Source organism: Nostoc sp. DedQUE07, from assembly GCF_034530975.2.
In the GTDB taxonomy this organism is placed as follows: Bacteria; Cyanobacteriota; Cyanobacteriia; order Cyanobacteriales; family Nostocaceae; genus Nostoc.
Window position 1 is genome coordinate 26,601 of record NZ_JAVRCC020000049.1, and the last position, 26,849, is coordinate 53,449.

The following is a 26,849-nucleotide window of genomic DNA, read 5'->3' on the forward strand; positions in this document are numbered from 1 at the left end:
AGAACTCGGCCGTTTCTGTTCAGAACTCGGCCGTTTCTGTTTAAAACTCGGCCGTTCCTGTTCAGAACTCGGCCGTTTCTGTTCAGAACTCGGCCGTTTCTGTTTAAAACTCGGCCGTTTCTGTTTAAAACTCGGCCGTTCCTGTTTAGAACTCGGCCCTTCCTGTTTAGAACTCGGCCGTTCCTGTTCAGAACTGGGCTGTTTCTGTTCGGAACTCAAAACATCAAAATTTTTAGTGTAGGCAGTACTCTATCCACCCTATTTAATTAAAAACTTACTTGGTTTGCGTCAATCTTTCCAACTTGCTTCACCGTACTTTGGTCGTAAGCATTAGCACTGACCTGAATATTGTCTCCGGGTTGGTCAGTCGATGCTTGTAAAATTTTAGCTATTTCCTCTGCAAGTGCTGTATCCGCTTCTAAAATCTTCTTAAGTTGCACTCGCAAACTTGCTTGTAAATCTTCATCTTCTGGCTTTTGTGCCACATCCGTTGCTGCTTCCTTCGCTGCTTCCTTAGCCTCTACTTTGGGATGTAACTTAGCCCAAATAGCTTTGGCTTTATTCCAAACATCCTCACCTACTTTTTGAGATGCCCCTTCTACAGCTTTATTGCCCACATTCAACAGAAATGGCAGACAAGGAGCGAGAAATTTAACGAGTAAAGCTATATCCATTGGTTTATGATGTCTATCTCAGAAATGTACATTTTTACTAAGTATATTAACGCTTCTTCCCTTATCACCTTGAAGCGAAATTTAGCCCAATAATCGCTGCCACGTTAGTTCTTTTGTCGCTTCATCCCAATGCCAGCGTAATAAATTAGCGGGTTGACTCTTGGCAATTCCAGATAAACCAATCGCTCGTCTAGGTGCATCCGTAGCTAGTAAAATGGCAGTCTCCACATCACAAATTCCCCATTTCACCAAATTCTGCACTCCCACTAATAAGGGTAAAGTCGTCCCCGATAAAGTGCCATCGGCTAGTCGTGCCGTACCGTTTTTAACTTCAATTTCCCGACTGTCCCAAGGATACACGCCATCGGGTAGCCCCAGAGGTGAAAGGGCATCACTGACGAGGAACAGCCCTTTTTCTTCATAGCTAGCGCGAAGTAATATTTGCAGCATCGTGGGCGAGACGTGTTCGCCATCAGCAATAAAACCACACATTACATCAGAATGGGTAATTGCTGCCCCTAATAATCCTGGTTCGCGGTGATGCAATGGCGGCATGGCATTGAAAGCATGAGTTACCATCGTTGCACCGAGTTCAAAAGCAAGTTGCGCTTGGGCTGATGTCGCCTGAGAATGTCCTAAACTAACGGTAATTCCCAAAGAACGCAAATATGGAATTACTTCACCAGTGGGATCTAATTCCGGCGCTAAGGTGATGACTTTTACGACGTGGGCATAATCTCCCAAAACCCGCTTTACCTCGTCAATTGTTAAAGGTAACAAGTACTCTGCTGGGTGTGCGCCGCGCTTATGGTAATTCAAACATGGGCCTTCTAAATGGACTCCGAGAATCTTGGCACCAGCTTGTTGACAGGGGATAATATCAGCAATCACAGCAAGCGATCGCTGAATCTTTTCTACTGAAGTTGTCACAAGTGTCGGTAAAAATCCATCTACCCCGACATCCCACAAAAATTGCGTTATTTTCTGGAGTACATGAGCATTTTCAGCCGTTAAATCAGGAAATGCCAAACCCAACGCACCGTTAATTTGTAAATCAACGCCACCCAATGAAATCCAGTCACCTGCAACATCGATCGCAGATGCACAGATGTCTTTCCCGACTGTATCCATTGGCAAGATTTGCTCAATTATGCCCTCTTGATCGACCAAGAGCATCTGCAAATCTTTGTAACCAGTCACTCTAGCATTGATAATATCTACAGGATTTTGTGTTGCTTGGGTCATCACACTGAGGAGAAGATAGCTAAATCTCTCCGATTTTAGATGAAACAACCGACGATTAATCCAAAATCCAAAATCCAAAATCCAAAATTCTATGGCTCCCCTAGTTGGTATTATCATGGGCAGCGATTCCGATTTGCCCACTATGAAAGATGCGATCGCAGTTTGTGAAGAATTTGGCATTGAGAGCGAAGTAGCGATCGTTTCGGCTCACCGTACCCCAGAACGTATGGTGCAATATGCTCAACTTGCACACCAACGGGGTATTAAGGTAATTATTGCTGGCGCCGGTGGTGCTGCCCATCTACCTGGAATGGTAGCGTCTTTAACTCCCCTTCCTGTGATCGGTGTTCCTGTACCCACTCGGAACTTACAAGGTGTAGATTCTTTGTATTCTATTTTACAGATGCCTGGTGGTATTCCTGTGGCAACAGTAGCGATCGGTAATGCCAAAAATGCTGGTCTTTTAGCAATACAAATCCTCGCAACTCATCAACCAGAATTGTTAGAAAAAGTGCAACAATATCGCCAAACCTTATGTGACTCAGTAATTGCAAAGCAAGCAAAATTAGAACAATTAGGCTATGAGCAATATTTACAGCAGATGTTTTAATAAATATTAATACCAGAGCAGCAGGGAAAATGAGGGAGACAAGGGGGACAAGAGGACAAGAGGGAATTATTGAACAAATCTCTCCCTTGTCTTCCCCCTCTTCCTTGTCTACCTTGTCTCTTTTCAATGCCCAATGCCCAATGACAAATGACAAATGACAAATGACAAATGACAAACCAAACTATTCAGATTGTTGCCCGTATTATTGCTTTGCCTAACAAAGTAGAAGAACTAAAAGCTGTACTATTGGAACTTATTGAGCCAACCCGTCAGGAGGCAGGTGCGATTAAGTATGAACTTTTGCAAAACCAATACGATCCAACAGACTTTACTTTTGTAGAAGAGTGGGCTTCTCATGAAGCCTTGAATACTCATCTAGATTCACCCCATTTCCAAGCGGCAGCAGCTAAACTCGAAGGTTTAGTGACTGCTGCACCAGATATCCGCCGCTACAATCTTTTGGCATAGTGTCATCATGCTAACTAAAAGCAGACTCTTTATTTTTGGAGATCGTTTGGAACATCTCAGCCTTAAATTCTAAGATTGAAGCGATCGCTCCAGAATCAATGCAGTATTCTGAAGTATCTTGATCCTGAGACCTTAGTCAAAAATTGAGAGCTAATGTGCCAATTGCTCGGAATGAATTGCAATGTTCCAACGGATATTTGCTTTTCTTTTGAAGGGTTTTCTGCACGGGGAGGAAAAACCGATGACCATCGCGATGGTTGGGGCATTGCTTTCTTTGAAGGAAAGGGATGTCGAATGTTTTTAGACGCTCAACCTTCTGTTGCTTCTCCGGTAGCGGAGTTTGTGCGGAGTTATCCCATCCACTCAACCCACGTCATAGCCCATATCCGCAAAGCTACTCAGGGTGAAATTGCCCTACACAATTGCCATCCTTTCCGCAGAGAATTGTGGGGTCAGTATTGGGTGTTTGCCCACAACGGTAATTTGCCAGATTTCGATCCAGAAAATTTGGGCTTTTATCAAGCCGTAGGTGATACCGATAGTGAAAAAGCATTCTGTACGATCCTAGAAACATTGCGATCGCGCTTTCCTAAAGGTAAGCCCGATATCAAGGAATTGTATTTTGTGCTGCAAGAAATTACTGCTGTAATTGCGACAGTAGGTATATTTAATTACTTATTATCAGATGGAGAACACTTTTTTGCTTATTGCTCAACTAATCTCAGCTACATTATTCGCCAAGCGCCCTTTGCTGCTGCTCATTTAATTGACCAAGACATGACCGTAGATTTTCGGGAAGTGACTACTGAACGCGATCGCGTCGCTGTCATTGCTACCACACCCCTGACTGACAATGAAGTTTGGACACAAATTCAACCAGGGGAATTACTAGTTTTTCAGGACGGGCTACCCCTGAAAGATGGATTCAGTTAATCATAAATATTTGTTCAATTTTTCCCATTTAGATAATTTCTAAATGGGTTTTGTTTTTGATGCTATTTATATTGCAATATATCCGGTTCATCAAGCAATCAAATCCTAATGTAGAGACGCGATTTATCGCGCATTGAAAGACCAATCATCTATACCAATAACCCTCGATCGCACAGTATTGGATGTGGCTCACTGTTGTAATTTATCAATTTATATAAAGTCCCCCAACTTAGTTGTTAACAATATATAAAATCTACCATTTATGTTGGTATAAAATTATAAGTTTACACGGAATTATATTTATATTAATATAATTTCAAAAAGCTGTATTCCTTTCATACTAAAGGCTTTAGATATCTTTTATCTACTGCAAGCATTCTGTAAAAAAATGTATTGATAACAACATAAAGATCGAATCTCTAATGAATGCTACCCAATTACTTTTACTCATCGCAGTTTTCTTTCTCACAAGTGTTATAAGTGTCATTACAGGAAGCACTTCTTTAATTACCGTCCCTGTAATGTTTCAATTGAGCATTGAACCGCGTATTGCTCTTGCCACTAATATGCTGGCATTAACTTTTATGAGTGTTGGTGGTACATTGCCTTTTATTGGTAAAAAAGTAATTGACCGCAGTCGCTTGCCAATAATGATTTTATTAACACTTTTAGGCTCAATTATTGGTGCATTACTTGTTTTAGTTGTACCTTCAAAATCGATGCCTCTGATTATCTCGATTTTGATGATTGTAGTTACCGTCTTTTCAATCACCAATCGGAATGCTGGAATCGTTTCAAAAATAGGGAAACCATCACCAATAGCAGAAATTGTTGGATATGTGGCAACTTTTGTGCTTGGTGTTTATGGTGGTTTTTTTAGTGGTGGCTATGTCACTATGCTCACAGCAGCTTATGTCAGTCTATTTCGGATGACATTTGTGCAGGCGATCGCAAACACAAAATTTATCAACATTTTTTCTTCACTGATTGCCACTATTATTTTCTTTACACAGGGAATAGTTGATTACCAACTAGGTATTATTCTGAGTATTACTATGTTCATTGGTGGAGTTGTTGGATCGCGGGTTGCTCTCAGACTTAGTAACCTCTGGTTGCGCCGTATATTTCTCACTACAGTAATTTCTCTTGCACTCAAGACGTTATTTGATTTTGTTGCACTGCGTTGAGCGAAGTCGATATCTACGATGGTCACTGAGCTTGTCGAAGTGCGGACTACGCCTACGCTAGATTAGCTATTCTCTAGCAAGTTGCTTGATGCACCAGATAGTTGATTGCGATGCCTACAACGGGCCGCGCCTATGCAATTTGATAGTTGAAAGTAAAAGCATTTTTAATTTTTTACAGAACTGGTAAAATCACCATGTTCTTGATAAAGAATATGAGGTTTTTTGGTGTTTGCAACTAGATACATGGAATCATCCAGTATGATAAACACTATATAACTGTATTCCCATCAGTTATTTGTAGATTATTTAGTGGAGGAAATAGAATGAGTTTGTGGCAACGCCTACTGAAAAGGTTACAAGCGATGCCGAAGGCGGGCTACGCCTACGCGTTCAATAGAACGTATCGGTTCAGACTAAATTCGCTCAAAAGCTTTGTATCACTCTTTTTAGTAGGTACTGTATTGAGTGTAGCCCTTGCTGCCTGCTCTGGTGGAGAAACTGGGAGTACTTCTTCCTCTGAAACCCCTGCTGCTAATGCTACTCCTGTGGCTGCAAGCAAAGATAATGTTGAACTAACTTTAGTTTCCTTTGCTGTCACCAAAGCCGCTCACGAAGCAATTATTCCTAAGTTTGTAGAACAGTGGAAAAAAGATCGTAATCAAACTGTCGTCTTCAAGCAAAGCTATGGTGGTTCTGGTTCCCAAACTCGCGCTGTTATTGATGGTTTGGAAGCAGATGTTGTTCACTTAGCATTAGCTGGAGACACCACAAAGATTGAGAAGGCTGGATTGATTCAGCCGGGATGGGAGAAAGAAGTTCCCAACAATGGTATTGTCTCCAAATCTGTTGCAGCAATAGTCACTCGTTCCGGCAATCCTAAAGGCATCAAAAACTGGCAAGATTTAGCCAAAGACGGTGTGAAATTGATTACTGCTAACCCCAAAACTTCCGGTGGTGCTAAGTGGAATTTCTTAGCACTATGGGATTCTGTAATTAAAACAGGTGGCGATGAGGCGAAAGCTACTGAATTTGTGACTAAAGTTTACAAAAATGTGCCAATCTTGCCTAAAGATGCGCGGGAAGCTACTGATACATTCGCCAAGCAAGGGCAGGGAGATGTCTTAATCAACTACGAAAACGAAGTTCTTTTGGCACAACAAAAGGGCGAGAAGGTTGACTATGTCGTTCCCGATGTAAATATATCCATTGACAATCCGATCGCTGTGGTAGATAAAAACGTCGATAAGCACGGAACCCGCGAAGTTGCTGAAGGTTTTGTGAAATACCTCTATAGCCCAGAAGCACAGCAAGAGTTTGTCAAATTAGGATTCCGTCCTGTGGATGAGACTTTAGCTCAAACCAAGGAAGTCACTGACAAATTTCCCAAGCTGAAAACTCTGGGTACAGTTGCAGACTTGGGCGGTTGGGAAGCAATCGATCAGAAGTTCTTCGCAGATGGGGGCGTGTTTGACAAGATTCAAGGCAAAAAATAATTCGTAATTCGTAATACTCGCTGCGAGAAGCAAGCTACGTAATTCGTAATTCTGACTCCACAACTTTCTTTTCTCCAGAATTAAAAATAGTTGGTCTGTGGTTGAATTACGTTAGCGTAGCGGTAGCGAGTCCGCGTACTCTGTAAGAGTTGCAAGCTACGCTTTTAGCGTCTCGTAGAGAGCGTCATTAGCAATTACGAACACTGGCAAAAAGCTCCTTGTGAATTTTAAATTTTGAATTTTTCACTATGACATCTGTATCTCCTTCTGTGGAAGTTGAACGCAAAACGCCATTCTGGAAGGGATTGGGACGAGTTCCTTGGACTTGGCGAATCACCATTGCATACCTGACGGTGATGTTGTTTGTCCCCATAGCTGCCATGTTTCTGAAAGCAGCTACAGAACCTCCATCTAGGTTTTGGGCGATCGCAACCAGTGATATCGCACTAGCAACATACAACGTAACTTTTGTGACGGCAATATTTGCTGCCTTACTCAATGGCGTATTTGGAACTCTGATTGCTTGGGTTCTGGTTCGCTACGACTTTCCCTTCAAGCGCTTGATTGATGCCACAGTGGATTTACCCTTTGCACTACCAACTGCCGTAGCAGGGCTAACCTTGGCAACAGTTTACAGTGATAACGGCTGGCTAGGTTCGCTACTAGCACCACTGGGAATAAAGGTATCTTTTACCCGCACAGGAGTAGCGGTAGCAATGATATTTATCTCACTACCTTTTATCGTGAGAACTGTGCAACCCGTGCTTCAGGAAATGGAACATGAAATTGAAGAAGCCGCCTGGTGTCTGGGTGCTTCTCAATGGCAGACCTTCTGGAAAGTGATTTTGCCACCTTTATTTCCCACGATTTTGACTGGTGTTGCCTTGGGTTTCTCCCGTGCAGTTGGGGAATATGGGTCAACTGTGATTATCTCTTCCAATACGCCCTATCAAGATTTGATCGCACCTGTACTGATTTTCCAACGGCTAGAGCAGTATGACTATTCTGGTGCAACAGTAATTGGCATAGTTTTACTATCAATTTCGTTGGTACTGTTATTGGCAATTAATTTCTTACAAGCATGGGCAAGGCGATATGACAGTAGATAAGCCAAGTTTTCACTCATCTGCATCTGAGACACATACGGCCAAGCCAAAAGAGCAGAAGAGTTGGGTGCCAATAGTTTTAATTGGGATAGCGATCGCTTATTTAGCCCTAGTTCAATATATCCCGGCAATTAACGTTTTTGTCCAAGCCTTTAGTAAGGGTGTTGGGCCGTTTCTATCCAACCTGACGCGACCAGCTTTTATCCATGCAGCTTGGCTGACACTGTTATTAGCTGTGATTTCTCTACCTTTAAATACGGTATTTGGTTTATGTGCAGCTTGGGCGATCGCTCGCAATAAATTTCCTGGACGCGCCGTAGTTTTGAGCATTATCGATCTGCCCTTTTCGATTTCGCCCGTAGTTGCAGGGTTAATGATTGTGCTACTTTACGGCCGGAATGGGTGGTTTGGCCCTTGGCTCCAGGCTCATGATATCAAGATTATCTTTGCCTTTCCAGGTATGGTACTGGCTACAGCCTTTGTGAGTATGCCCTTTGTGGCACGGGAAGTGATTCCGGTTTTAGAAGAGTTTGGTAAGGATCAAGAAGAAGCTGCTAGAACTCTAGGTGCGAAAGATTGGCAGATATTTTTGCGCGTCACCCTACCTAGTATCCGTTGGGGTTTACTCTACGGTTTAATTTTGACCAATGCCAGAGCAATGGGTGAATTCGGAGCGGTTTCAGTGGTATCTGGCAACATTGCTGACCAAACCCAAAGCCTACCACTGTTTGTAGAAGACGCTTACAAACAATACGAAACTGAAGCGGCTTTCTCTGCGGCTGTACTGTTAGCGTTGTTAGCAGTAGTAACCTTGGTGCTGAAGGAGATTCTAGAACGGAAAACCCGCATTAAAAATGTTGAATAGAAAAATCAAGCAATTATAGTTATCTTTTGAATAAGATACAAGCAAATCATGGGACATGGTACGATCTACCTAGTACCTATCAGTAAATTACCGTTAGGGTTAAAAGTAGTTCTGTACCAATCCCGATTAGGGATTGAAATAACTCAGATATGGCTACTGACAATACACTTACCAATAAACGGATTCGACTTAGAATTCCTAAAGATTATCACCAGGAACCTGTTATTTCTCGCCTGGTGTCTGACTACGGACTGATTGTGAATATCACAGCAGCGATTTTGGGAGCCAATGCTGTCGGAGATGGTTGGTTTGACCTTGAACTACAAGGAACAGATGCACAAATTCAAAGCGGGTTAACTTATCTCCGCGATTTGGAATTGGAAGTCTGGGATGATACTAAAGCAAGCGATTGGTAAGGATTATAGCAACACAAACAGTTTATTTATCTGGTTTTAAGAGAATTGCAACCTGCAGATCCCCGACTTCGTAAAAGTTGTCGGGGATCTTGTTTCTCATGAATAATTCAGAATTGCTGTAGTGGCTTTTTTACAAAAGGGTATACCAAATACCGTTATCATTTTGACGTAAAATCCGGTATCTTCCCTCAAGAAATTCTAGCATTCTGGGAAAATTTTTGTTGATAGTAGGCTGCTGAATATAATCAATAAAGATATAAGGAGGCTTAGATGAATCTAACTCTTCTAGAAGTTTTGTCCATTGCTCAGGCAGGAAATATTCAAGTGCCCAACCACGTAGCGATGTTGCCTGAGTCCGATTGGAGAAGTAGTAAATAGATGGATCGCCAGCTACATAAATCTTACCAGGAAGACTTCCTGGTTGGGAGATAAATTTAGCCTCTGAACGAAGAGATGGATATTTTTCTCTAAAAACAGTCTGATATTTTAATCGTGTATCTTCAGTTAAAGCAAAGTTATTATTAGCCAGAACAATGCTCTTTTTTATCAGAGTGTGCGATAAAGGGAAGAAAAACAAAAATATCAGCAGGATTGCCGTAAATGGGGAACTCAATTTTCTTAAAGACTCCCATAAAACATCTAATCCTTTAGTTGCTAAAACACCTAAAGGTACAAACAATAGTAAATAATGGTATTCCCAAAATGCCCCACGTTGTAGAACAATCACACCCCAAGCAAATATACACCAAATCACAAGTAGCAAAGTCAATATATTCTTAGACTTACGCAATGATACATCTACTGCAACAGTAGCAGCTAAAATTAGAGGGTAAAAATTATTTAAGAACCATTTGATTCCTGCAAAAAGCCCACTTGGGTTAAATTGGGAATTAGCAACAATCCGAGGTGGATATAAAAAAAATGTCTGATACAAAATTGGTAAACTATTAAACCAGGCAAAATAGCTAACAATACATAAAATAGGAAATATAATCCCCATAAAAATGGGAATAAAGATTTCTACAAATACTTTTGGAATTGGCTGCCGTTTGATCAGTAAAGAATATATCAAAATAGTTAGCCAAAAGGAAAGTAATATTAGTAAAAGTATTAATTTAAATGTGATAACGATTCCACCAATAAAGCCTGATAGTAAAAGTATAAAAAATGCTTTTCTACCTTCATATTTAAAAGATTGAGAAGTTAACCAAACACAAGTAAATAAAGGCAAACTAACCAATGCTTCCACTTGAGTCAGATGCCAAGGCTGTGAAACAGTATAGTAAACGCCAACCGTTAACAAAGGTACTAGACTTGCGATTATCGGATGCTGAAAATAGCTTTTGAGACTTAGCAACAATACTATAGACAGAAACACCATATAAATAAGTTCAAAGAGATGGATACCAATCTCATTAAAACCAAATAAAGTTCCTGCTAAAAAGTAAAAGCAAAAAATTCCTGGTTGCTTCACATCCCAAAAATCACGATAGAGTAATTTTCCTTGTTGCATCTCCAAAGCACCAAGCCTAAAAAATGCTTGATCTCCGTCAAATGGAAAAGGTAAATGTATAAGACCAATAATCACAATCCCAATCAAAACGAGAAAGTCAATTTTATTTAATTTAGTAATATTAATCATCAAACTTTATAATCAAAAGTTAACCGACTATCTTATGCTGATTAATATCCTAACAGGGTAAAGAACAAGGTAATTTTAGGATATGAATTTAAAGTTTAAAGTTTTCGCGATCGCGTCAGCACTGACCAGTCAGTTTATTAATAATTAACTCAAGTACAAACTAAGTCCTACATAGTTGCGTGTGGCTCGCTCATGTCGTTCAAGAGGTTTGTTTTCGTCCTTATCGATGGCTTTAATTTAACTAAGTACTCAGAGATTTGGTAAGCGTTCAGTTTTGATTCCAAGATAATGACGATATCAGTGAAGAGACAGATGAAATAAATTCCCAATTCGTTTATTGTCAAGTACTCTACATACATTGCTCCTAACTTACGTTAATTTGCTGATTGCTTTTTTACGGCTTTTGTGATACCTTCCTGTAGATAACAACCAAATACATTAAACCTGTAGATTTACCGTAGTTTAATAAAAAGCCAGAAATATGAAAATTTCTATCAGGCTGATATTCAACCACACACAGTTGAATTGTAGGGGCACGGCATTAACAAGATTCTCTGCCGAACCCAAAAATTGCGTAGCACTTCGGCATGGTTCGACTCCCTTCCCTGCGGAACACTACGCGAACGACTGCGCTCAGGAGCCGCTCACCAGCCGTGTTACCACCGTAGGCATGGCGATGGGAAATTAATCTGATGTCTCAGAGTAAATCTGTAGAACCCGCTTCAGTCCACAGTCGAATTCTCGTGCCTCAACGGTATAACAGGCAACCTGTAATTTCTCGACTGGTGTCTCGTTATGATTTAACCGTCAATATTAAAGCTGCATCCCTGACATCCGACAGTGACAGCGATGGCTGGTTTGATTTGGAACTTTCAGGAAATCCTCAAAAACTGACAAATAGCTTATCTTACTTGCAAGGATTGGGAGTGAATTTGCTGCAACTAGCGATCGCTAACCAAATTCAACCCAACCAGCACACTCTACCTTTCCCAAATTCAGCTAGCAAATTGAGTCCCAAAGACTCTGCATGGCTGACAAATAAATGGCAAGAACAATTCCAGCAATGGATTTCTCTGGGTCAAACCAATCGATTGCGCTTGCAACTGTGTATCTTAAAATCTTATTACCAAGAACCAGTAATTTCCGAGTTAGTTTCTCGTTATGGACTAACAGTCAATATTACCAGTGCTATACTTCAACCCAATACCCAAGATGACGGCTGGTTTGACTTGGATTTGTGGGGAAGAACAAAGCAACTCTACTCTAGCTTGAGTTATTTAGAAAAACTGGGACTACCGATTTGGCTAGATTTGTCTAGCGTTTATAGCGATGTCTACGACGGGCTACGCCTACGCTAATTAATAAAATCATCACTATTCAATGTCAGCACTAAATAACCAAAAAACCAATTCCCAAAATAGATTATCACTGCTTTCTTCAGTTTCTGAAAAAAGCCAAGTCACTCAGATTCGTCTGCGGATACATATTTCCAAATGCTATCTGCAAGCGCCCGTGATTTCGCAGTTAATTTCTACCTACGGTCTGGTAGTTAATATTACCAAAGCTGTGCTACAACCAAATACAGAAGGATGCTTTGACATTGAACTACGGGGAACAGTGCCACAAATTTCTAGCGGTTTAGCTTACCTAGAATCCTTGAATCTTAGAATTGTGGGCAAGCCGAATGCTGACGGCGATAGCTGGTCTTACTGAAATAATTTAAATTTCATAGTACCAAATTTCTTCTTCTCGCAACACAATTCGATGTAGGGAGAGGCGATCGATCAAGCCTTCTTGCTCAAACTGCCCAAGAACACGAGTGATCGTAACACGAGTTGAACCGAGCATTTCCGCCAGGTCTTCATGAGTCAGACGCATATCTATTAAACGTCCCTTCTCAACTTCCGAACCAAACTTTTTGGATAACCATGCCAATAGCTTGATAAGCATAGTATCCACTTTTTTATGGCTACGAATGATCATCAATTCTTGAGCCTGTTGGATATGGGCAAGTAGAGTTTCTGTTAGTTCAGTCCACTCTTCTAGAGGTAAAACTGTTGCCTCCACTTTAGTTAGGCATTCCATCTGATAAGGTTCTAATTTTGACAACCTTTTACCAACGACATCCCCAGGGCCCCACAATCCCAGAGCAACAGTTGTACCATCTTCCAGATAGCTAAAAGTTCTCACAAAACCCGTTTCAATCTTCCAAAGGTCGTTATGATGCTCTGGCAGAAATGACCTACGGGCAAAAAGTTGCTTAGTATTGTTACTGCTTGAACTAGATACGCTTGTGTACAAAGACACCATATATATAAAACTATTCTCCGATAAATTAACCGTAGTATTATATTTATATCAGGTTATAAGAACCTATGGATATTTTAAAGAGGAGAGCAGGGGAGGAGGGAGACAAGGGGACAAGGCGGACAAGGGGACAAGGCGGACAAGGGGAAATTATTGAACAAGTCTCTCCCAAGTCTCCCCCCTCTTCCTTGTCTACCTTGTCTCTTCTCAATGCCCAATGCCCCATTCCCAAAATTAAATTCCCGCACCATCAAGAAAATCTTCAATCATCCCATCAGAGTTTTTGCTCTTAGGGTTGTCAGTTAATTCGTCGCCAAGCTCAGTTGGGGACAAACTTGATTGTTCCAACTGCTCGAACTGTTTCTCTAGAGACTTGACGCGTTCAAATAAAGCGCGGATGACTTCAGCTTCTACGTCGCGTACTTTATCATGATCCAAAACGTTGCTATTTAAGTTGTTCTGACGAGTTACGCGCCCTGGAATCCCAACTACTGTAGTGTTACTGGGGACATCTCGTAGTACTACAGAACCGGCTCCGATACGGACGCGATCGCCAATTTGAATATTTCCCAATACTTTTGCACCTGCTCCCACAACCACATGAGAACCTAAAGTTGGATGGCGTTTGCCGCTTTCTTTCCCAGTCCCGCCAAGGGTGACACCTTGATAAATCAGAGCATAGTCACCTACGATCGCAGTCTCGCCAATCACAACTCCCATACCGTGGTCAATAAACACTCCCTGACCAATTAATGCCCCAGGATGGATTTCAATTCCGGTTAAAAACCTACTAAGATGAGAGATGAATCTTGGTATAAAGGGAATTCCAATTTTATACAGCCAGTGCGCCAATCGATGAAACACTAGAGCTTGCAGTCCAGGGTAACAAAACAATACTTCTAGCCAGTTACGGGCTGCTGGATCGCGCTCAAAAATGGTTCGCAAATCAGTTATTAGCATACTCTGTTGAGATTTTTGTTGGTAGGTGAGGCTCTGAAAACAGAAACTCAGGATGATTCCCAAAAAAAAGATCGAGTCCTTATATTGGGAATTGTGTAATATCTAAATCTACGGTAAGTCGATAGAGTATAGTGTTTTTGTGGGTAATAAGTGGGATGTTATCACATTCCACAGTTGAAAAAAATTAATTTCGCATAAACTGCGATAAGTCCCCCAATTCACCGTAGTATATTGAGTACAGTGTTGAATAGCCAAAACTACGCTCTCTTGGATCTGTCTTCCAAAGTGGAATACGCGCTGCTGGCACTATTAGAACTGGCAAGCCACCACGGAAAAAAACTTCCTTTAACCATGAGCGAGATTACTGCCAAACAACCCATACCTGAGCGCTATCTGGAACAAATTTTGACCAACCTCCGGCGTGCTGGTGTGGTGCAGAGCCAACGCGGCTCTAAAGGAGGTTTCGTTTTAGTTCGGGAACCTTGGCAGATTACAATACTTGAAATTGTCACTTTGGTTGAAGGTGAGCGGAAAGAGAAAGATACCTCTAACTCTCCGACTCTGGAAAAGACTCTAGTTTATGAAGTTTGGGAGCAAGCTAACGCTGCCTCAATAGAAGTTTTGGGTCGTTATACACTCCAAGACTTGTGCGAGGAAAGAGAAACTCGCGCCCAGCAGAGTCCAATGTATTATATTTAGACACGACGGAGTACCCACATGCGGATAGCGAAAGATATCACAGAGTTAATCGGCCGAACTCCTTTAGTTCAATTAAACAAGATTCCCCAAGCGTCAGGAGCGGTTGCTCGGATTGTGGTGAAGCTAGAAAGCATGAATCCAGCATCTTCTGTGAAAGACCGGATTGGCGGGAGTATGGTGGAAACGGCAGAAGAAGCAGGCTTGATTCACCCTGGAAAAACTATTTTAGTAGAGCCGACTTCTGGAAATACAGGAATTGCGCTAGCGATGGTAGCAGCTGCCAAGGGCTACCATCTCATTCTAACGATGCCTGACACAATGAGCCACGAAAGACGATCCATGCTCAAAGCTTATGGCGCTCAACTAGAGTTAACGCCAGGGGTAGAAGGGATGCGAGGAGCGATCGCTCATGCAGAGCAGATTGTAGCTAAAACGCCCAATGCTTATATGTTGCAGCAGTTCCGCAACCCTGCTAACCCGAAAGTTCACGCCGAAACCACAGCCGAAGAAATTTGGAATGATACCGATGGAGAGGTAGATATTCTCGTGGCGGGAGTAGGTACTGGTGGGACGATTACGGGAGTTGCAGAAGTTATTAAAAAACGGAAGCCGAGTTTTCAAGCGATCGCAGTTGAACCAAGCAACAGTCCGGTATTAGCAGGCGGTAAATCAGGCCCTCACAAAATTCAAGGTATCGGCGCGGGATTTGTCCCAGCAATTTATCGTTCAGAACTGGTAGATGAAGTGATTCAGGTAGCAGATGAGCAAGCGATCGCTTACAGCCGTCGCCTCGCAAAAGAAGAAGGATTGCTATCAGGGATTTCGACTGGCGCTGCTTTATACGCGGCTATTCAAGTGGCACAACGGCCAGAAAATGCGGGTCGCCTCATCGTCACGATCCAGCCTAGCTTCGGCGAACGCTACCTCAGCACCTCACTGTTCAAAGATCCAGAAGAGAATGAGTGGTTGAGTAAAGTTTAATATTTGATTTTGTAGCGTGTGTTATACCTATTTGGATAGTTGATTAGTCACAATATATAGCGGTTCCCATTCAGATGCGGTACAACATTATATTGCGAGGTGTAGGGGCATGGCAGTGCCGTGCCCTTACAGCTATACCTCACGTAAACGAGAACCGCTATATACAGTGCAAATCATCATTTGATAAAAGTTAAGCATACGCAATGGTGATAAGCGATCGCTTTGATTTTGAAAATTTTCCAACAGTTATTAATCTTGACCTTTTGATATATGACTTTAATCTGTCGAATGATAGGTTGGTGAGTTTTTAACAAGTCATATAATTTTTTAGTGGGTAAATTCTTTATTGTAGCGATCGCTCCTTAATAAAGATTAGTAAACAAAATCACTTTGTATTGAAATTATTGCAATCAAATTGCAATACAAGGATTCATATTATGCATAAAATTTCCCAGCAGACTATACAAACCGCACAGAAACATGCTCAGGAATTACTTGAGCAAGGCAAAGCAGTAAAAGAGTTGGGTGAGAGTTTACAAACAGATGACCATACTAGTCACCAACAAGGCAAACGCATCGAAGATAGCGGAGAAAGTATCCAGAAGCAGGCGCAGAAAGTCAAAGATTTGACGAAAAAATTAGCAGAAGATGGCTCAACAGAAGTGTTTACAGAGGCAGTAGAGGAACATATAAATATAACTAAAACTCATATTGAAGCAATTAAGGAATTTCAAAAGACATTGCCTCTTAATGTTATAAATCGCTCCCCTAAAAAATGCGAATGAAAGTGATGGCTTTTTTATAGGTATTGTTTTGAATCCTGTCAAAAGCTGAATTCTAAGAGAACGTCTAAAAAGTTTTTTGTATACACCGAACGCTCAAAGTTCCCCTTAAAAAGAGGGACTTCAAGGTTATTCTTTACCCTTTTTTAACAGGGTAAGGGGGGATCAACCAATATTTGATACTTTTCAGACATCCTCTAACTACTAACCGGAAACAGAGCATCTTCAATTCTGCTTCTAAATTATTTTTTGTTAATGGTTAGCAATATCACTTTTTACCAAAACTGTTAAACAGCAACAACTAGCAGCTAACTTGATTGGACTCAAAGCTTCACTTTTTAATACAATAAAAGCGCCTAATCCGATAAGAACAAAAGGTACAAGATTATTAATGTAGCGAGTCAATACATTAGCGATGACTCTGTTATTAGTTAATTTGGATGCAGCGTAGCACCAAACTCCTAACAATAGAAAAAATAATCCGATAATCACTAAAAAAGTCTCTAAGTTACTACTAGCAAATAAAGGCACGTAGACACTAATATTATCGCTACCATTGGCAATTGTAACGGCTGCCACACTATAAGCTTGGGGAGAAAAAAAACTAGTAATTGTTGATGCTTCCGCTTCTTCTGTTCCAGCTATAACTTCTTTTGATGAATCTTCTTCCCGATTCACTAAACTACTGATACCTATGGACATTGGTAGTAAACCAAGTAATCCAATCCAGCTTTTTGATAAAACTAACCCACCAAACAAACCAGGAAGACTAAGAATTAACAGAACCGTAAAACCTAAAAACTGACCAGCAACTATATGCCGGGGGCGAAAATTAGCATTTATTTGAGAAAAAAACAACAATAAAATGACAATATCATCAATATTAGTGGCAATGAACGCAATTGCCCCTGTAGTCATTGCAGTAACTAACTCGTTCATATTTTAAGATAAAGAAAAATTTAGGAGTCAGTAATAATTACTGTGTCATCTTAAATGTAAGTTGTGCCAGAAGGTTAAAATGATTCGTGATTGAGAATGACGCGCGAGGATTTCGCCAATAATTACGAATTACGTTAAGTAGCGGTAGCGAGAAACGAGCGTCATTACGAATTACGAATTAGTGAATTTGGTATGGTGGTAAATCGTAGATTCTAAAAATCCAGCATGAGTCAGCTAGGGACAGCCTTCAGTGAAGGGATAATTGCCTTCATCGCCACTAACATAGATGACATCATTATCTTGTTAATATTTTTTTCACAAGTAGATGCTAATTTTCGGCGGCGGCATATCTTACTCGGTCAATATCTGGGTTTTACAGCCATTATCATCGCTAGCTTACCAGGATTTTTTGGTGGATTGGTTGTACAGCGAGAATGGATAGGATTGCTAGGACTACTACCAATTGCTATTGGTATTCAGCAATTAGTATTTAGAAAAGAAGAAACTATAACAGTTCAGACAGTCAGTAGTGATTTTATAAAGTCTACACCTACTAACCCGGTATTGTCTTTTATTCTGAGTGTTTTGCATCCTCAAACCTATAAAGTAGCAGCAGTAACGATCGCTAATGGTGGTGACAATATTAGTATATATATCCCTTTGTTCGCTGGTCATAACCTTACCAGTTTGGGAGTAATTTTAGGTATATTTTTTATCATGGTAGGGGTTTGGTGTGCGATCGCTTATTTTTTAAGCCGTCAACCTACCATTGCTAATATTTTAAGTCGCTACGGTAAAGCTGCCGTACCTTTTGTGTTAATTGGCTTGGGTCTGTTCATTATGTATGAGCGAGGTACATTCACTCTACTATCTTGGGTAAGAAGTTAATCAAGATTGGATTTTGAATGCTGGATTTGGGAGCTAAAATCTCAATTTGGTTACACTTGATGAACTAATTTCCAACTTACCATCATCAAAATGGCGTAAATAATAAACCGTAGTGGGCGCTGGGGAGCTACTTGGCAGATTTTAGCACCTAGTAACACCCCAGGCACAGAGCCTAACCATATAGGAAGTACCAAACTCCAATCAACTGTTCCCAGGCTGAGATGACCAAGGGCTGTAAACAGCAGTAAAATCGCTGCATGTGAAATATCTGTACCCACTAACTTCCGGGCATCAAGACGGAAAAACCCAATCAGCACTAGGGCAAACATTGAACCTGAAGAGACGCTAGTTAGACCGACAAAACAGCCTAAGATTGCTCCCAAAGTAATTGTTATAAATCGACCGAAGTTAGTTTCTAAGTCTAACTTTGGCAGTTCGGGTAAATTAAATTTGGGGAAAAAAGTCAATAACAACAATTGCACTAGTGCTAACACTGTGACTAGCAAAATCATCCCACCCAGCAAACGGAGCAAGATATTATCCAGGTTATACTTACCTGTATGTTTAATGAGATGCAAAATCCCCACTCCGAATAATGAGCCTGGAACACTTCCAAAGGCCAACCATTTGACAACTTTTGTATCCAGGGTTTTTTGTTCCCAATGCTTGACGCTACCAACAACCTTCATCAATGTGGCAGCTACAACATCAGAACTCACGGCGATGGAAGGTGGAACCTGAAAAACAAAAATCAACATTGGAGTGATGAGAGAGGCTCCGCCAATTCCCGTCAAACCAACTATGATGCCAACGAAGAAGCTTAAGAATGGTAGTAATAAATAGTGCATACTCTTTGGGGGTTTGAGAAAGTCAGCTAGAACTTCACTACTAGAGAGCAATAACTCAGCCGAATCACAGCCCAGTGGTAGATAGAGCTAGTCATGGCAAGTTATTGTGTTTCTCAAAAGATGAGTGACACAAGGAAAGGTTATCCAGCTAAAAGTTAGGGCAGAGGATTACTGGACAACTTAAAACCTGTCTGGAAGTTTTTGGAAGTATGACAACTAACATTTAGCTGAAACAGACTTTGATAACTGCTTATAGGTCAGTTGTTTGACTAAAATTAACTTCTTACTGGTTTTTCTGGGGTTTTACATACAAAAGCCCGTAAAGCGATGTACTTACCGTATTTTACTTGTAAACGCCATCAAACGTCCAGCGTATTCGCTTTGTATATCGCTATATTCTCTGGATAATAGACCGCAAGTCTAATAACTCATGGAAAATTTTGTTTTTACAACCCAGTCAAAATCCTGTTTAGCAAAGCTCAAATCGCCAATATTGCTGCTGAAATTTCTGTTGATGCCGAAATTTATCATTACCGACAGTGGAGGTAGCATCAAAACTAATAGTATTTATGACCGGGTGAAATCTGCGTTGTCTGGACGTTGTGCCAACTTATTTAACTATATTGTCTTCACTTCAAATGCCATCGTGCAAATCTATGTATGGCTTGACTTCATCAAATAAATTTTTGTTCAGAACTCAGCGTTGAAAAATACTTGACCTGCAAACATATATTATGGTAGAAACAAAAAGACTGTTCGGTCGGTAATTTTGAATTTACAGTAATTTTTAGTTCAATAAACTCACAACTCCCTACTCTAATAAATCGCTGTAATGTCCAAAGGCGAAGAAACAAAAAGTAGAATTCTCCACCAAGCAGCCGAACTGTTTAACCAACAGGGATATGCAGGCTCATCGATGTCAGACATTATGCGTGTAACTGGATTGCAGAAAGGAGGAATTTACAATCATTTCCAAAGCAAAGACGATCTCGCACTACAGGCTTTTGATTTTGCGATCGCTCGCATTAAACAGCATACTAGATTTGCATTACGAAGCAAACACCACGCAGTAGAACGTCTGCAAGCAATTATTGGGGTGTTTAGTAGCTTTGCAGAAAATCCACCGATTAAGGGCGGGTGTCCACTGCTGAATACTGCTGTGGAAAGTGATGATGCTCATCCGGCGTTGCGAGAACGTGCTCAACAAGCGATGAACTCTTGGCTACATCTAATTTGTCGAATTATTGAAAAAGGAATTGAAAAAGGTGAAATTCGCCCGGAAGTGAGTGCTGATGAAATCGCTACCATCATAATTGCAACGCTGGAAGGAGGCATAATGATCAGCAAGCTTTATGGAGATTCAATTCATATCCATAGAGTAATGAATCACCTGAATCAATACTTGAAAACTTCTCTTTAATTGAACAGACCAAGCAGTATTAAAAAATATCAAGATCAATAATGCTAGTAAATAACAACTTACACAGACCATTAGAAATAGTATTAGCAATTCCTGTCAAAACATACGACATTGATTTTATGGGAATTGTGAGTAATATCGTGTATATCAGATGGCTAGAGGATTTACGTCTAAAGTTTTTAGATGAACATTGGCAACTCAATCAACAAATTGAGCTAGGATATACACCAATTCTAGCTGGGACTGAAATTGAATATAAACGTCCAATAAAGATTATCGATCGAGTGATTGGACGTTTATGGCTGAGTGGTTTAGGACGCTTAAAGTGGACTGTGCAAGCTGAAATTTTATCTAACAATGAGTTAGCAGCAGTAGCTAGTCAGAAGGGTGGTTTTGTCAGTCTGCAAAATAATCGTCTTATTCCCATTCCAGAGGAATTACAGAAAAAATATTTACAATATCAACAAGGGATTCAGAAAATTTAATAATTAGGAATACTTCGATATTTTTTTGAGTTTTTACAGACTATTCGGTTTGTTTGTAAACATAATCTGGACTATAACACCGATTCTTGATGAATACGCGAAATAACCCCAATGCCTATGGCATCTCCCCTTGCTAAGAGCAGATGGGGAGGTGTCCTCTCATTCCCACTTCTTGCAAAAGTCGGGAAAAGGTATGGAATTTTCCCTTTTATTGTCAATCTCGTAAATATACGGGAACTTCTTGTTTTGAATTTTGGTCACTTTATGTCACTTTGAACAGCAAAGCGGTTCTGACTCCAATAGATTAGGTATAGTCTATAGTCACAACTCAGGCATTACAGCCTTATATGTCGTCCAATTTAACTGACCCTAACTCTTCGCTAAACCACTGTACTCATCCAAAGGTATATACCAATGCTGTTATCCATTGTCAGCTTTTCCTGAATTGTCTTTATATATACAATCATTCCACTTTCTTAGTCAGATTAACGCAGACTTAAAGCACTTTCAAATCGCTAAAATAGATGTTTGCTTATAGAACAATTTCGTCATATCCAACCAAATATTACCATAATTCTTTATATGTATGCTAAAAGTTTATGAAAGCTATATCAAACGACACTTTAAACACTTTTGCACCCAAAAACCTCTATACTAGACTAGACTTTGATAAATTTGAGAGTTTTGTTAATTGCAACACCAAAAACTATCAATTTTTAGATGAAATACTAGCGTATCTTATAGTCTATAGTTTTTAAAGTTTAGTCAAAACTATATCCAGTATCATCAAAAAACTGGAAACTTCATGTGGTGCAAAAATCAAGTGGGGAGTGAAAACATGAATTTACGTAGAGATGCATTGCAAATCCTCAAAGAAACTAGCCGAACTTTTTATATTCCAATTAGTGTTTTACCGCCAGGATTGCAAGAAGCAGTAGCATCAGCATATTTGTGTATGCGTGCTATTGATGAAATTGAAGATCATCCCGAACTAGATAACGCTACTAAAGCAAAGCTGTTAAGAACGATTAGCTTGACATTACAGGCAGGAGTTGATGGCTTTGCGGTAGATGCTTTCTTTGCAGGATTTAGTGGGTATGAGAATTCATTAGAAGAAGTCACTTTGAGGATTAGAGAATGGTCACTGCTAGCACCAGACACCATTGCACCTCGAATTTGGGATGCCACTGCTGCAATGGCAGACCGGATGGCTTATTGGGCAGAAAAAAACTGGAAAATTTATACAGAATCTGATTTAGATCGTTATACCTTTGGAGTTGCAGGTGCAGTGGGACTGTTACTTTCTGACTTATGGACTTGGTATGATGGAACACAAACGAACCGTACCCAGGCGATTGGGTTTGGTCGCGGTTTACAAGCAGTTAATATCCTGCGTAACCATACTGAAGATTTGGGGCGTGGGGTAGAATTCTTCCCAGAAGGTTGGAGTGCAGAAAATATGCAAGACTATGCCCGACGCAATCTAGCCCTGGCAGAAGCTTATATCAAAGACCTTCCTACCGGGCCAGCCTTAGATTTTTGTCAAATCCCCTTCACTTTGGCAAACGGCACTCTTGACGCCCTTGCTAATGGTAAAGAGAAACTCAGCCGCAGTGATGTTTTTGCACTTATCGAACAGCTGATTAGTGTGAACATGAAAGCTAGCTAATAATCTCTTAAGGACTAATGAAGATGATTCTAAATTGCCTCCAAATTTGGGCATCCAAAATTCTACAGCGACTTTCTGTAGGGTAGCCAGTGCGGTTTTCTCCCTTGGCGTTAGGTTAGCCTCTCCCTTTAGGAGGAAGGGGAGACGCTAAAAGCAATAGCGCAGCGTAAAGCCTTCTCTTCTCCCAAAGGGAGACGCTACACGTAGCTTGCTTCCACAAAGTGGTACGAGAGGCTTGTCTGCGACCCGCACTCGCGTTAGCCAACGGCATAGCAACTCTTAGAGAGGCTGCGCCAATGCTTAGAGCGAGTCCGCGAGCGTCTGGGGTTTCCCCAAATTAGTAACTGGTGTTAGGCACTGCCCTTCAATACCTTTTAATACCAATTTTCCATACAAAAACCAGATTAAAGCTGATTTTCTGAATGGGATAACAGCGCGATGAACGCCACAAGCCTTGATAGAGCGTTATTAGGAATTACGAATTGCTAGAAAATAGCATAAACAGTATTTGCCAATGTAAGTATAATAAATAATCTTGTTTAGCGATCGCTTTAGGTAATCTCAGTTAAACTTTAGGAACTCTTCAAAGGATTTCCAGCAAAAATTACCTGGCAAGAGTTGATTAATGTCTAAATAATTGGAAGGGAGTATAACACTCCCCGTGATTATTCGTGCAGCGAGTTGAGAGTGCATGAGCTACTGCTTAAATCCTACCTGTTCCAATCCAGAAAATTTGGTATATAGCCAAAGGTGTCAGTCTTGTGGCTCGCAACTACTGTTGCGCGATCGTTATCAGGCAATCCAACCATTAGGTCAGGGTGGCTTTGGAGCGACCTTCCTAGCCAACGATCGAGGCTTACCAGGAGAACCGAGTTGCGTAATCAAACAATTACGCCCATCAGGAAGCGCCCCACACGTTTTACAGATGGCCAGAGAACTCTTTGAACGAGAAGCCAAAACTCTAGGTAAGATTGGCAATCATCCCCAAGTGCCAAGATTGTTAGACTATTTTGAAGATCGCGAGCAATTTTACTTAGTTCAAGAATATATCAGTGGTGACACCTTGCAAGAGGAGGTCAAACTTAACGGCATCTTGAGCGAAACCGGAGTCAAGCAATTTTTGAGCGAGATTTTGCCACTGTTGCAATACATCCACGATCAAAAGGTGATTCACCGTGATATTAAGCCAGCCAACTTAATCCGCCGCACTCAAGATGCCAGAATGGTACTCATCGACTTTGGTGCCGTCAAGAACCAAATTAGCCAAAGTGCGACAGGCCCATCAGGACAGACAGCATTAACTGCGTATGCTATTGGTACTCCTGGTTTTGCACCTCCAGAGCAAATGGCTATGCGTCCAGTCTACGCCAGTGATATTTATGCACTAGGTGTGACATGCATTTATTTACTGACTAGCAAAACTCCTAAAGATTTAGATTACAATCCCAACACTGGCGAGATGATGTGGGAGCAGCTTGTGCAAGTGAGCGATCACTTAGGCAATGTGTTGCGAAGAATGTTAGAGGTGTCTGTACGTAATCGCTATCAGTCAGCGGCAGAAGTTCTCAGAGCATTGGAAATAGAACCATACTTAGATAGTTTAGCAAAGGGTTTGCTGACTAAATCTGATAATCGATCTAAAGAGCGAACATATAACCACCTGGAAAATTCTGCTGTTTTATGTAACAACCCTGCTGCTACCAACACTGGAGTGGCACAGGTAGCGGCAGCGATTCGTGCTAGACGAGCCAAGGCAGCGGAAGCTGCGGGATTACACCAGGGTTCTGGGATGGCCAAATCAACGACTTTCAGTAGCAACAGCAATGGTTCACAAAGCCAAAATTCTAAAGTTGGGCGGAAGTTAGATACCCAAGGTTTATTAACAGCTTATCTGAAGGGAAGACGAGATTTTGCCTTACACAATTTAAATTTGCTAAATCTGCAAGGTGCTGATTTATCTCAAACAAATTTCCATTCTGCTCAATTACAAAAAACCAATCTTCAGGGAGCAAATCTTCACAATAGTGACTTTGGCAGAGCCAGTCTAACTCGAGCAAATCTTAAGGATGCTAATTTAAGCAAAGCATACTTTAACCATGCTGATTTAGAAGGAGCAGACCTGCGAGGCGCAGACCTTAGTAATGCTTATCTCAGCAATGCTAACCTCCGAGGAGCAAATCTGTGTGGTGCTAATCTCACCAGTGCCAAAATTTCTGATGAGCAGCTAGCACTAGCAAAAACTAATTGGATGACTGTGCGTCCCAATGGAAAACGAGGCCTGTTGTGATTTTAAAATGTCAACTACCCCAATTTATAGACGGATAGAATTTCCTAATTCATCGGGAATAGCCTCTTTTGTCGCCCTATTTCTATGCGAATATTCTCCTATATTAGGTTTTAGATTATCCTGACGGATGAATCCTTTTTCTTAAAATCAATTATTTGAGATTAGCAGAATAGCCTCAACCCCCTGCTTTTAAGCTCTCCGTTTTTATTAACAATTTTAAAACACTTATTTTATCAGCATCATAATGCTGAAATTTTCTTATATATGGGAAAATTAGCCCTGATTATTCTCGATAAAACTTAGATTTATTCAAAATCGAACAAATATGTATAATGTTTAGGTTGATTGATGACTATCACTCTCACGAATATTAAGAAAGATCCAAATATCTAGCAAAAATACGTAGATATTTGTTATTTCTTTATGAAATCTTTATGATTTTTATCTGTTACAAATAACAAATGATTATTTACAATAAACAATAAAGCATCATGATAATTTTCTAAAGGTATTTATATGCTTTTTCTGGCTATAAATAACAGAGAATCCCAAACCTAAAATTTGTAAATAAAATAGCACGATCCTAAACCACTAAATTTTTCAGATGGTAGTAAAAAGCAAAAAATCAATTATCCCTGATTGTCGGCTGGAGATGTATATTACAACTGAAATCAGGTAGTATAAGGTTTACGTATAATGACTGACTTTGCACAAACGGAAATAGAACGGCGATTAACTTTATATCAAGTATTCCTCAAGGTGTATGAACACCACAGCAGCCTTCTAGATGAAATTCTTCAGCTAGAAAACCTATCTCAACCGTCGTTGAGGAGAGTCAAGGCGGGTTACGTACATGGCGTAGTGGATAGTGCTGCTGTTTATTTGATGACTAACTTGGGCGACAATCAGACTCAGAGTTTACGACAGCCACAACAAATCTGGACGATAGGTCGTAATCGCACCAGTGGTATTTGCATTGCTGACAATCATCTGTCTCGTCGCCACGCTGCTATTCAGCATATTGACGAGCAAGGCTTTTACTTAATTGATTTCAACAGTACCAATGGCTCGTTTGTGAATAGTAATCGCGTTGTTAGGCCGATTAAGCTCAAAGACGGCGATCGCATCCGTCTAGGAAATATGACTTTTGATTTTTTTGTGACTTCTACCTACCGCGTTCTGCCAACTGTTGCAATCGATTTATTGATGCAGCTTGTGCATCGAAGGAATAATCATACAGTAGATATACTTACTTATTCCCAAAATAGACAAAAACCTCTAATTGAAAAACCAGATGCTAATTTAGAGGCTTTCAGAAATTTCGGAATAGTTGAGAAGCTTGAAAATTTTTATGACAACTTCAGTTCAGAACAGAAATCAGAAATTTTAGACCGCCTGTTTACCACACAATTACCGTCTAATCCCAACCAGCTAAAAAATTGGAACTTCTAACTGTTTTCAATTGCTTCGGGAGTGCTGTTAGCGGTAGCCTGATATTTAGTCTGTTAGTCTGTGCTGAGAAGGTAAGGTTTGCTAAGGCAGACAAATAGTGAAAGTTAAAAGGAAACTCGTCAAAATATATAAAAAAAATTAAGAATGTGATTAAATATCATAGCAATCATTTTGGAGTGGCGTCTCTAGCTCACAATAAAAAGAAAGCGATTCAGGAATTGAGTGAGTAAGTTATGCTCTATCCTGGGAACAGGAAGATACTCAAGGTCTACCAGGAGTAACAACAAGAGTAGTGATAGTGATTTACTCCGGTTATGTAGCTCACCGCTATGCGTCTAGGGCAAAAAAACCCCCAGTGGGTGTTAACCTACTAGGGGAGTTAGTTATCAGGGTGCATCTACCAATTAAGTGTTCTCAGGTTGAAGACCATACTCCGGATAAATTTGGACAAAGGTCAGTTATTTTTTAAATAAAAAAACCCCCAGTGGGTGTT

General features: G+C 40.6%; 26 protein-coding genes and 1 pseudogene. 20 read left to right on the top strand and 7 right to left on the bottom strand.

The window, feature by feature from the left end:
• Positions 1 to 266: 266 nt before the first annotated feature.
• The gene (locus tag RMZ95_RS26955) at positions 267 to 674 is read right to left on the bottom strand and encodes a hypothetical protein (RefSeq protein WP_322685884.1); all 408 of its coding nucleotides are present in this window, start codon (positions 672 to 674) and stop codon (positions 267 to 269) included.
• A gap of 81 nt (positions 675 to 755) precedes the next feature.
• Positions 756 to 1,919 carry an N-acetylglucosamine-6-phosphate deacetylase gene (gene nagA, locus RMZ95_RS26960; RefSeq protein ID WP_322685901.1) on the bottom strand — a complete coding sequence of 388 codons (1,164 nt, stop codon included), beginning with the start codon at positions 1,917 to 1,919 and terminating at the stop codon, positions 756 to 758.
• Positions 1,920 to 2,010: 91 nt separating this feature from the next.
• On the opposite strand from nagA, the gene purE reads away from it, so the two are divergent.
• The 8 genes from purE to RMZ95_RS27000 all read left to right on the top strand — a co-directional run bounded on the left by purE (position 2,011) and on the right by RMZ95_RS27000 (position 8,997).
• Positions 2,011 to 2,529, top strand: a complete 519-nt coding sequence (gene purE / locus RMZ95_RS26965) for a 5-(carboxyamino)imidazole ribonucleotide mutase (RefSeq protein WP_322685885.1) — start codon at positions 2,011 to 2,013, stop codon at positions 2,527 to 2,529.
• Positions 2,530 to 2,697: 168 nt separating this feature from the next.
• Positions 2,698 to 2,997: a putative quinol monooxygenase gene (locus RMZ95_RS26970; RefSeq protein WP_322670846.1), complete on the top strand. Its 300-nt coding sequence runs from the start codon at positions 2,698 to 2,700 to the stop codon at positions 2,995 to 2,997.
• Between the two features lie 153 nt (positions 2,998 to 3,150).
• Positions 3,151 to 3,930: a class II glutamine amidotransferase gene (locus RMZ95_RS26975; protein ID WP_322685886.1), complete on the top strand. Its 780-nt coding sequence runs from the start codon at positions 3,151 to 3,153 to the stop codon at positions 3,928 to 3,930.
• Positions 3,931 to 4,352: 422 nt separating this feature from the next.
• Complete coding sequence (locus RMZ95_RS26980; protein ID WP_322670848.1) at positions 4,353 to 5,117, top strand: sulfite exporter TauE/SafE family protein; 765 nt, start codon at positions 4,353 to 4,355, stop codon at positions 5,115 to 5,117.
• Between the two features lie 323 nt (positions 5,118 to 5,440).
• Positions 5,441 to 6,610, top strand: coding sequence for a sulfate ABC transporter substrate-binding protein (locus RMZ95_RS26985; protein ID WP_322670849.1), 1,170 nt, complete (start codon positions 5,441 to 5,443; stop codon positions 6,608 to 6,610).
• Between the two features lie 248 nt (positions 6,611 to 6,858).
• Positions 6,859 to 7,719: a sulfate ABC transporter permease subunit CysT gene (cysT, locus tag RMZ95_RS26990; protein WP_322670850.1), complete on the top strand. Its 861-nt coding sequence runs from the start codon at positions 6,859 to 6,861 to the stop codon at positions 7,717 to 7,719.
• Positions 7,706 to 8,581 (top strand): sulfate ABC transporter permease subunit CysW, encoded by an 876-nt coding sequence (cysW, locus tag RMZ95_RS26995; RefSeq protein WP_322685887.1) that lies wholly within the window; start codon positions 7,706 to 7,708, stop codon positions 8,579 to 8,581. Before cysT ends, cysW begins: the two co-directional genes overlap by 14 nt.
• Positions 8,582 to 8,730: 149 nt before the next feature.
• Positions 8,731 to 8,997 carry an NIL domain-containing protein gene (locus tag RMZ95_RS27000; RefSeq protein ID WP_289797696.1) on the top strand — a complete coding sequence of 89 codons (267 nt, stop codon included), beginning with the start codon at positions 8,731 to 8,733 and terminating at the stop codon, positions 8,995 to 8,997.
• 130 nt (positions 8,998 to 9,127) lie between these two features.
• Here RMZ95_RS27000 and RMZ95_RS27005 read toward each other — a convergent pair whose 3' ends face one another.
• Positions 9,128 to 10,639: a hypothetical protein gene (locus RMZ95_RS27005; RefSeq protein ID WP_322685888.1), complete on the bottom strand. Its 1,512-nt coding sequence runs from the start codon at positions 10,637 to 10,639 to the stop codon at positions 9,128 to 9,130.
• Positions 10,640 to 11,331: 692 nt separating this feature from the next.
• Between RMZ95_RS27005 and RMZ95_RS27010 the strand changes: the two genes are divergently transcribed.
• Both RMZ95_RS27010 and RMZ95_RS27015 read left to right on the top strand, forming a co-directional pair.
• The gene (locus RMZ95_RS27010) at positions 11,332 to 11,997 is read left to right on the top strand and encodes an NIL domain-containing protein (protein WP_322685889.1); all 666 of its coding nucleotides are present in this window, start codon (positions 11,332 to 11,334) and stop codon (positions 11,995 to 11,997) included.
• A gap of 22 nt (positions 11,998 to 12,019) precedes the next feature.
• Entirely contained in the window at positions 12,020 to 12,352 is a 333-nt protein-coding gene (locus tag RMZ95_RS27015; RefSeq protein WP_322685890.1) for an NIL domain-containing protein, read from the top strand.
• 6 nt (positions 12,353 to 12,358) lie between these two features.
• On the opposite strand, the gene RMZ95_RS27020 is transcribed toward RMZ95_RS27015, so the two are convergent.
• Together RMZ95_RS27020 and cysE are read right to left on the bottom strand one after the other, a co-directional pair.
• Positions 12,359 to 12,949: a Crp/Fnr family transcriptional regulator gene (locus RMZ95_RS27020; RefSeq protein ID WP_322685891.1), complete on the bottom strand. Its 591-nt coding sequence runs from the start codon at positions 12,947 to 12,949 to the stop codon at positions 12,359 to 12,361.
• Positions 12,950 to 13,180: 231 nt separating this feature from the next.
• Positions 13,181 to 13,906 carry a serine O-acetyltransferase gene (gene cysE / locus RMZ95_RS27025; RefSeq protein ID WP_409883909.1) on the bottom strand — a complete coding sequence of 242 codons (726 nt, stop codon included), beginning with the start codon at positions 13,904 to 13,906 and terminating at the stop codon, positions 13,181 to 13,183.
• A 216-nt stretch (positions 13,907 to 14,122) separates the two neighbouring features.
• Between cysE and RMZ95_RS27030 the strand changes: the two genes are divergently transcribed.
• The 3 genes from RMZ95_RS27030 to RMZ95_RS27040 all read left to right on the top strand — a co-directional run bounded on the left by RMZ95_RS27030 (position 14,123) and on the right by RMZ95_RS27040 (position 16,371).
• Entirely contained in the window at positions 14,123 to 14,605 is a 483-nt protein-coding gene (locus RMZ95_RS27030; RefSeq protein ID WP_322685903.1) for an Rrf2 family transcriptional regulator, read from the top strand.
• 18 nt (positions 14,606 to 14,623) lie between these two features.
• Positions 14,624 to 15,586 (top strand): cysteine synthase A, encoded by a 963-nt coding sequence (gene cysK, locus RMZ95_RS27035; RefSeq protein ID WP_322670857.1) that lies wholly within the window; start codon positions 14,624 to 14,626, stop codon positions 15,584 to 15,586.
• A gap of 437 nt (positions 15,587 to 16,023) precedes the next feature.
• Positions 16,024 to 16,371: a hypothetical protein gene (locus RMZ95_RS27040; RefSeq protein WP_322685892.1), complete on the top strand. Its 348-nt coding sequence runs from the start codon at positions 16,024 to 16,026 to the stop codon at positions 16,369 to 16,371.
• A 249-nt stretch (positions 16,372 to 16,620) separates the two neighbouring features.
• Here RMZ95_RS27040 and RMZ95_RS27045 read toward each other — a convergent pair whose 3' ends face one another.
• On the bottom strand, positions 16,621 to 17,307 hold the full coding sequence (locus RMZ95_RS27045; protein ID WP_322685893.1) for a cadmium resistance transporter: 687 nt from the start codon (positions 17,305 to 17,307) through the stop codon (positions 16,621 to 16,623).
• 225 nt (positions 17,308 to 17,532) lie between these two features.
• Between RMZ95_RS27045 and RMZ95_RS27050 the strand changes: the two genes are divergently transcribed.
• A complete protein-coding gene (locus RMZ95_RS27050; protein ID WP_322685894.1) occupies positions 17,533 to 18,195 on the top strand; it encodes a cadmium resistance transporter in 663 nt (220 codons plus the stop codon).
• A gap of 50 nt (positions 18,196 to 18,245) precedes the next feature.
• Here the strand turns inward: RMZ95_RS27050 and RMZ95_RS27055 are convergent, their stop codons facing one another.
• A complete protein-coding gene (locus RMZ95_RS27055; RefSeq protein ID WP_322685895.1) occupies positions 18,246 to 19,043 on the bottom strand; it encodes a sulfite exporter TauE/SafE family protein in 798 nt (265 codons plus the stop codon).
• Positions 19,044 to 19,466: 423 nt separating this feature from the next.
• On the opposite strand from RMZ95_RS27055, the pseudogene RMZ95_RS27060 reads away from it, so the two are divergent.
• The 6 genes and pseudogenes from RMZ95_RS27060 to RMZ95_RS27085 all read left to right on the top strand — a co-directional run.
• Positions 19,467 to 19,644, top strand: a pseudogene (locus RMZ95_RS27060) (NADH-dependent alcohol dehydrogenase); the annotation flags it as partial.
• Between the two features lie 231 nt (positions 19,645 to 19,875).
• Complete coding sequence (locus RMZ95_RS27065) at positions 19,876 to 20,463, top strand: TetR/AcrR family transcriptional regulator (RefSeq protein ID WP_322670864.1); 588 nt, start codon at positions 19,876 to 19,878, stop codon at positions 20,461 to 20,463.
• A gap of 41 nt (positions 20,464 to 20,504) precedes the next feature.
• Positions 20,505 to 20,948: a thioesterase family protein gene (locus RMZ95_RS27070; RefSeq protein ID WP_322685896.1), complete on the top strand. Its 444-nt coding sequence runs from the start codon at positions 20,505 to 20,507 to the stop codon at positions 20,946 to 20,948.
• A gap of 838 nt (positions 20,949 to 21,786) precedes the next feature.
• Positions 21,787 to 22,617 carry a phytoene/squalene synthase family protein gene (locus RMZ95_RS27075; RefSeq protein WP_322670866.1) on the top strand — a complete coding sequence of 277 codons (831 nt, stop codon included), beginning with the start codon at positions 21,787 to 21,789 and terminating at the stop codon, positions 22,615 to 22,617.
• Positions 22,618 to 23,308: 691 nt separating this feature from the next.
• Positions 23,309 to 24,904: a serine/threonine-protein kinase gene (locus RMZ95_RS27080; RefSeq protein ID WP_322685897.1), complete on the top strand. Its 1,596-nt coding sequence runs from the start codon at positions 23,309 to 23,311 to the stop codon at positions 24,902 to 24,904.
• 696 nt (positions 24,905 to 25,600) lie between these two features.
• Entirely contained in the window at positions 25,601 to 26,356 is a 756-nt protein-coding gene (locus RMZ95_RS27085; RefSeq protein WP_322685898.1) for an FHA domain-containing protein, read from the top strand.
• Positions 26,357 to 26,849 lie beyond the last annotated feature (493 nt).

Coding starts and splice junctions, on each gene's coding strand:
- RMZ95_RS27050 (WP_322685894.1), top strand. CDS start 17,533: ATGAGTCAGCTAGGGACAGCCTTCAGTGAAGGGATAATTGCCTTCATC.
- purE (WP_322685885.1), top strand. CDS start 2,011: ATGGCTCCCCTAGTTGGTATTATCATGGGCAGCGATTCCGATTTGCCC.
- RMZ95_RS27055 (WP_322685895.1), bottom strand. CDS start 19,043: ATGCACTATTTATTACTACCATTCTTAAGCTTCTTCGTTGGCATCATA.
- RMZ95_RS26985 (WP_322670849.1), top strand. CDS start 5,441: ATGAGTTTGTGGCAACGCCTACTGAAAAGGTTACAAGCGATGCCGAAG.
- RMZ95_RS27020 (WP_322685891.1), bottom strand. CDS start 12,949: ATGGTGTCTTTGTACACAAGCGTATCTAGTTCAAGCAGTAACAATACT.
- RMZ95_RS27070 (WP_322685896.1), top strand. CDS start 20,505: ATGCTAGTAAATAACAACTTACACAGACCATTAGAAATAGTATTAGCA.
- RMZ95_RS27040 (WP_322685892.1), top strand. CDS start 16,024: ATGCATAAAATTTCCCAGCAGACTATACAAACCGCACAGAAACATGCT.
- RMZ95_RS27000 (WP_289797696.1), top strand. CDS start 8,731: ATGGCTACTGACAATACACTTACCAATAAACGGATTCGACTTAGAATT.
- cysW (WP_322685887.1), top strand. CDS start 7,706: ATGACAGTAGATAAGCCAAGTTTTCACTCATCTGCATCTGAGACACAT.
- RMZ95_RS27015 (WP_322685890.1), top strand. CDS start 12,020: ATGTCAGCACTAAATAACCAAAAAACCAATTCCCAAAATAGATTATCA.
- RMZ95_RS26975 (WP_322685886.1), top strand. CDS start 3,151: ATGTGCCAATTGCTCGGAATGAATTGCAATGTTCCAACGGATATTTGC.
- RMZ95_RS27075 (WP_322670866.1), top strand. CDS start 21,787: ATGAATTTACGTAGAGATGCATTGCAAATCCTCAAAGAAACTAGCCGA.
- RMZ95_RS27065 (WP_322670864.1), top strand. CDS start 19,876: ATGTCCAAAGGCGAAGAAACAAAAAGTAGAATTCTCCACCAAGCAGCC.
- RMZ95_RS27045 (WP_322685893.1), bottom strand. CDS start 17,307: ATGAACGAGTTAGTTACTGCAATGACTACAGGGGCAATTGCGTTCATT.
- RMZ95_RS27085 (WP_322685898.1), top strand. CDS start 25,601: ATGACTGACTTTGCACAAACGGAAATAGAACGGCGATTAACTTTATAT.
- RMZ95_RS26970 (WP_322670846.1), top strand. CDS start 2,698: ATGACAAACCAAACTATTCAGATTGTTGCCCGTATTATTGCTTTGCCT.
- nagA (WP_322685901.1), bottom strand. CDS start 1,919: ATGACCCAAGCAACACAAAATCCTGTAGATATTATCAATGCTAGAGTG.
- cysE (WP_409883909.1), bottom strand. CDS start 13,906: ATGCTAATAACTGATTTGCGAACCATTTTTGAGCGCGATCCAGCAGCC.
- RMZ95_RS27005 (WP_322685888.1), bottom strand. CDS start 10,639: ATGATTAATATTACTAAATTAAATAAAATTGACTTTCTCGTTTTGATT.
- cysT (WP_322670850.1), top strand. CDS start 6,859: ATGACATCTGTATCTCCTTCTGTGGAAGTTGAACGCAAAACGCCATTC.
- RMZ95_RS26980 (WP_322670848.1), top strand. CDS start 4,353: ATGAATGCTACCCAATTACTTTTACTCATCGCAGTTTTCTTTCTCACA.
- RMZ95_RS27010 (WP_322685889.1), top strand. CDS start 11,332: ATGTCTCAGAGTAAATCTGTAGAACCCGCTTCAGTCCACAGTCGAATT.
- cysK (WP_322670857.1), top strand. CDS start 14,624: ATGCGGATAGCGAAAGATATCACAGAGTTAATCGGCCGAACTCCTTTA.
- RMZ95_RS27080 (WP_322685897.1), top strand. CDS start 23,309: ATGAGCTACTGCTTAAATCCTACCTGTTCCAATCCAGAAAATTTGGTA.
- RMZ95_RS26955 (WP_322685884.1), bottom strand. CDS start 674: ATGGATATAGCTTTACTCGTTAAATTTCTCGCTCCTTGTCTGCCATTT.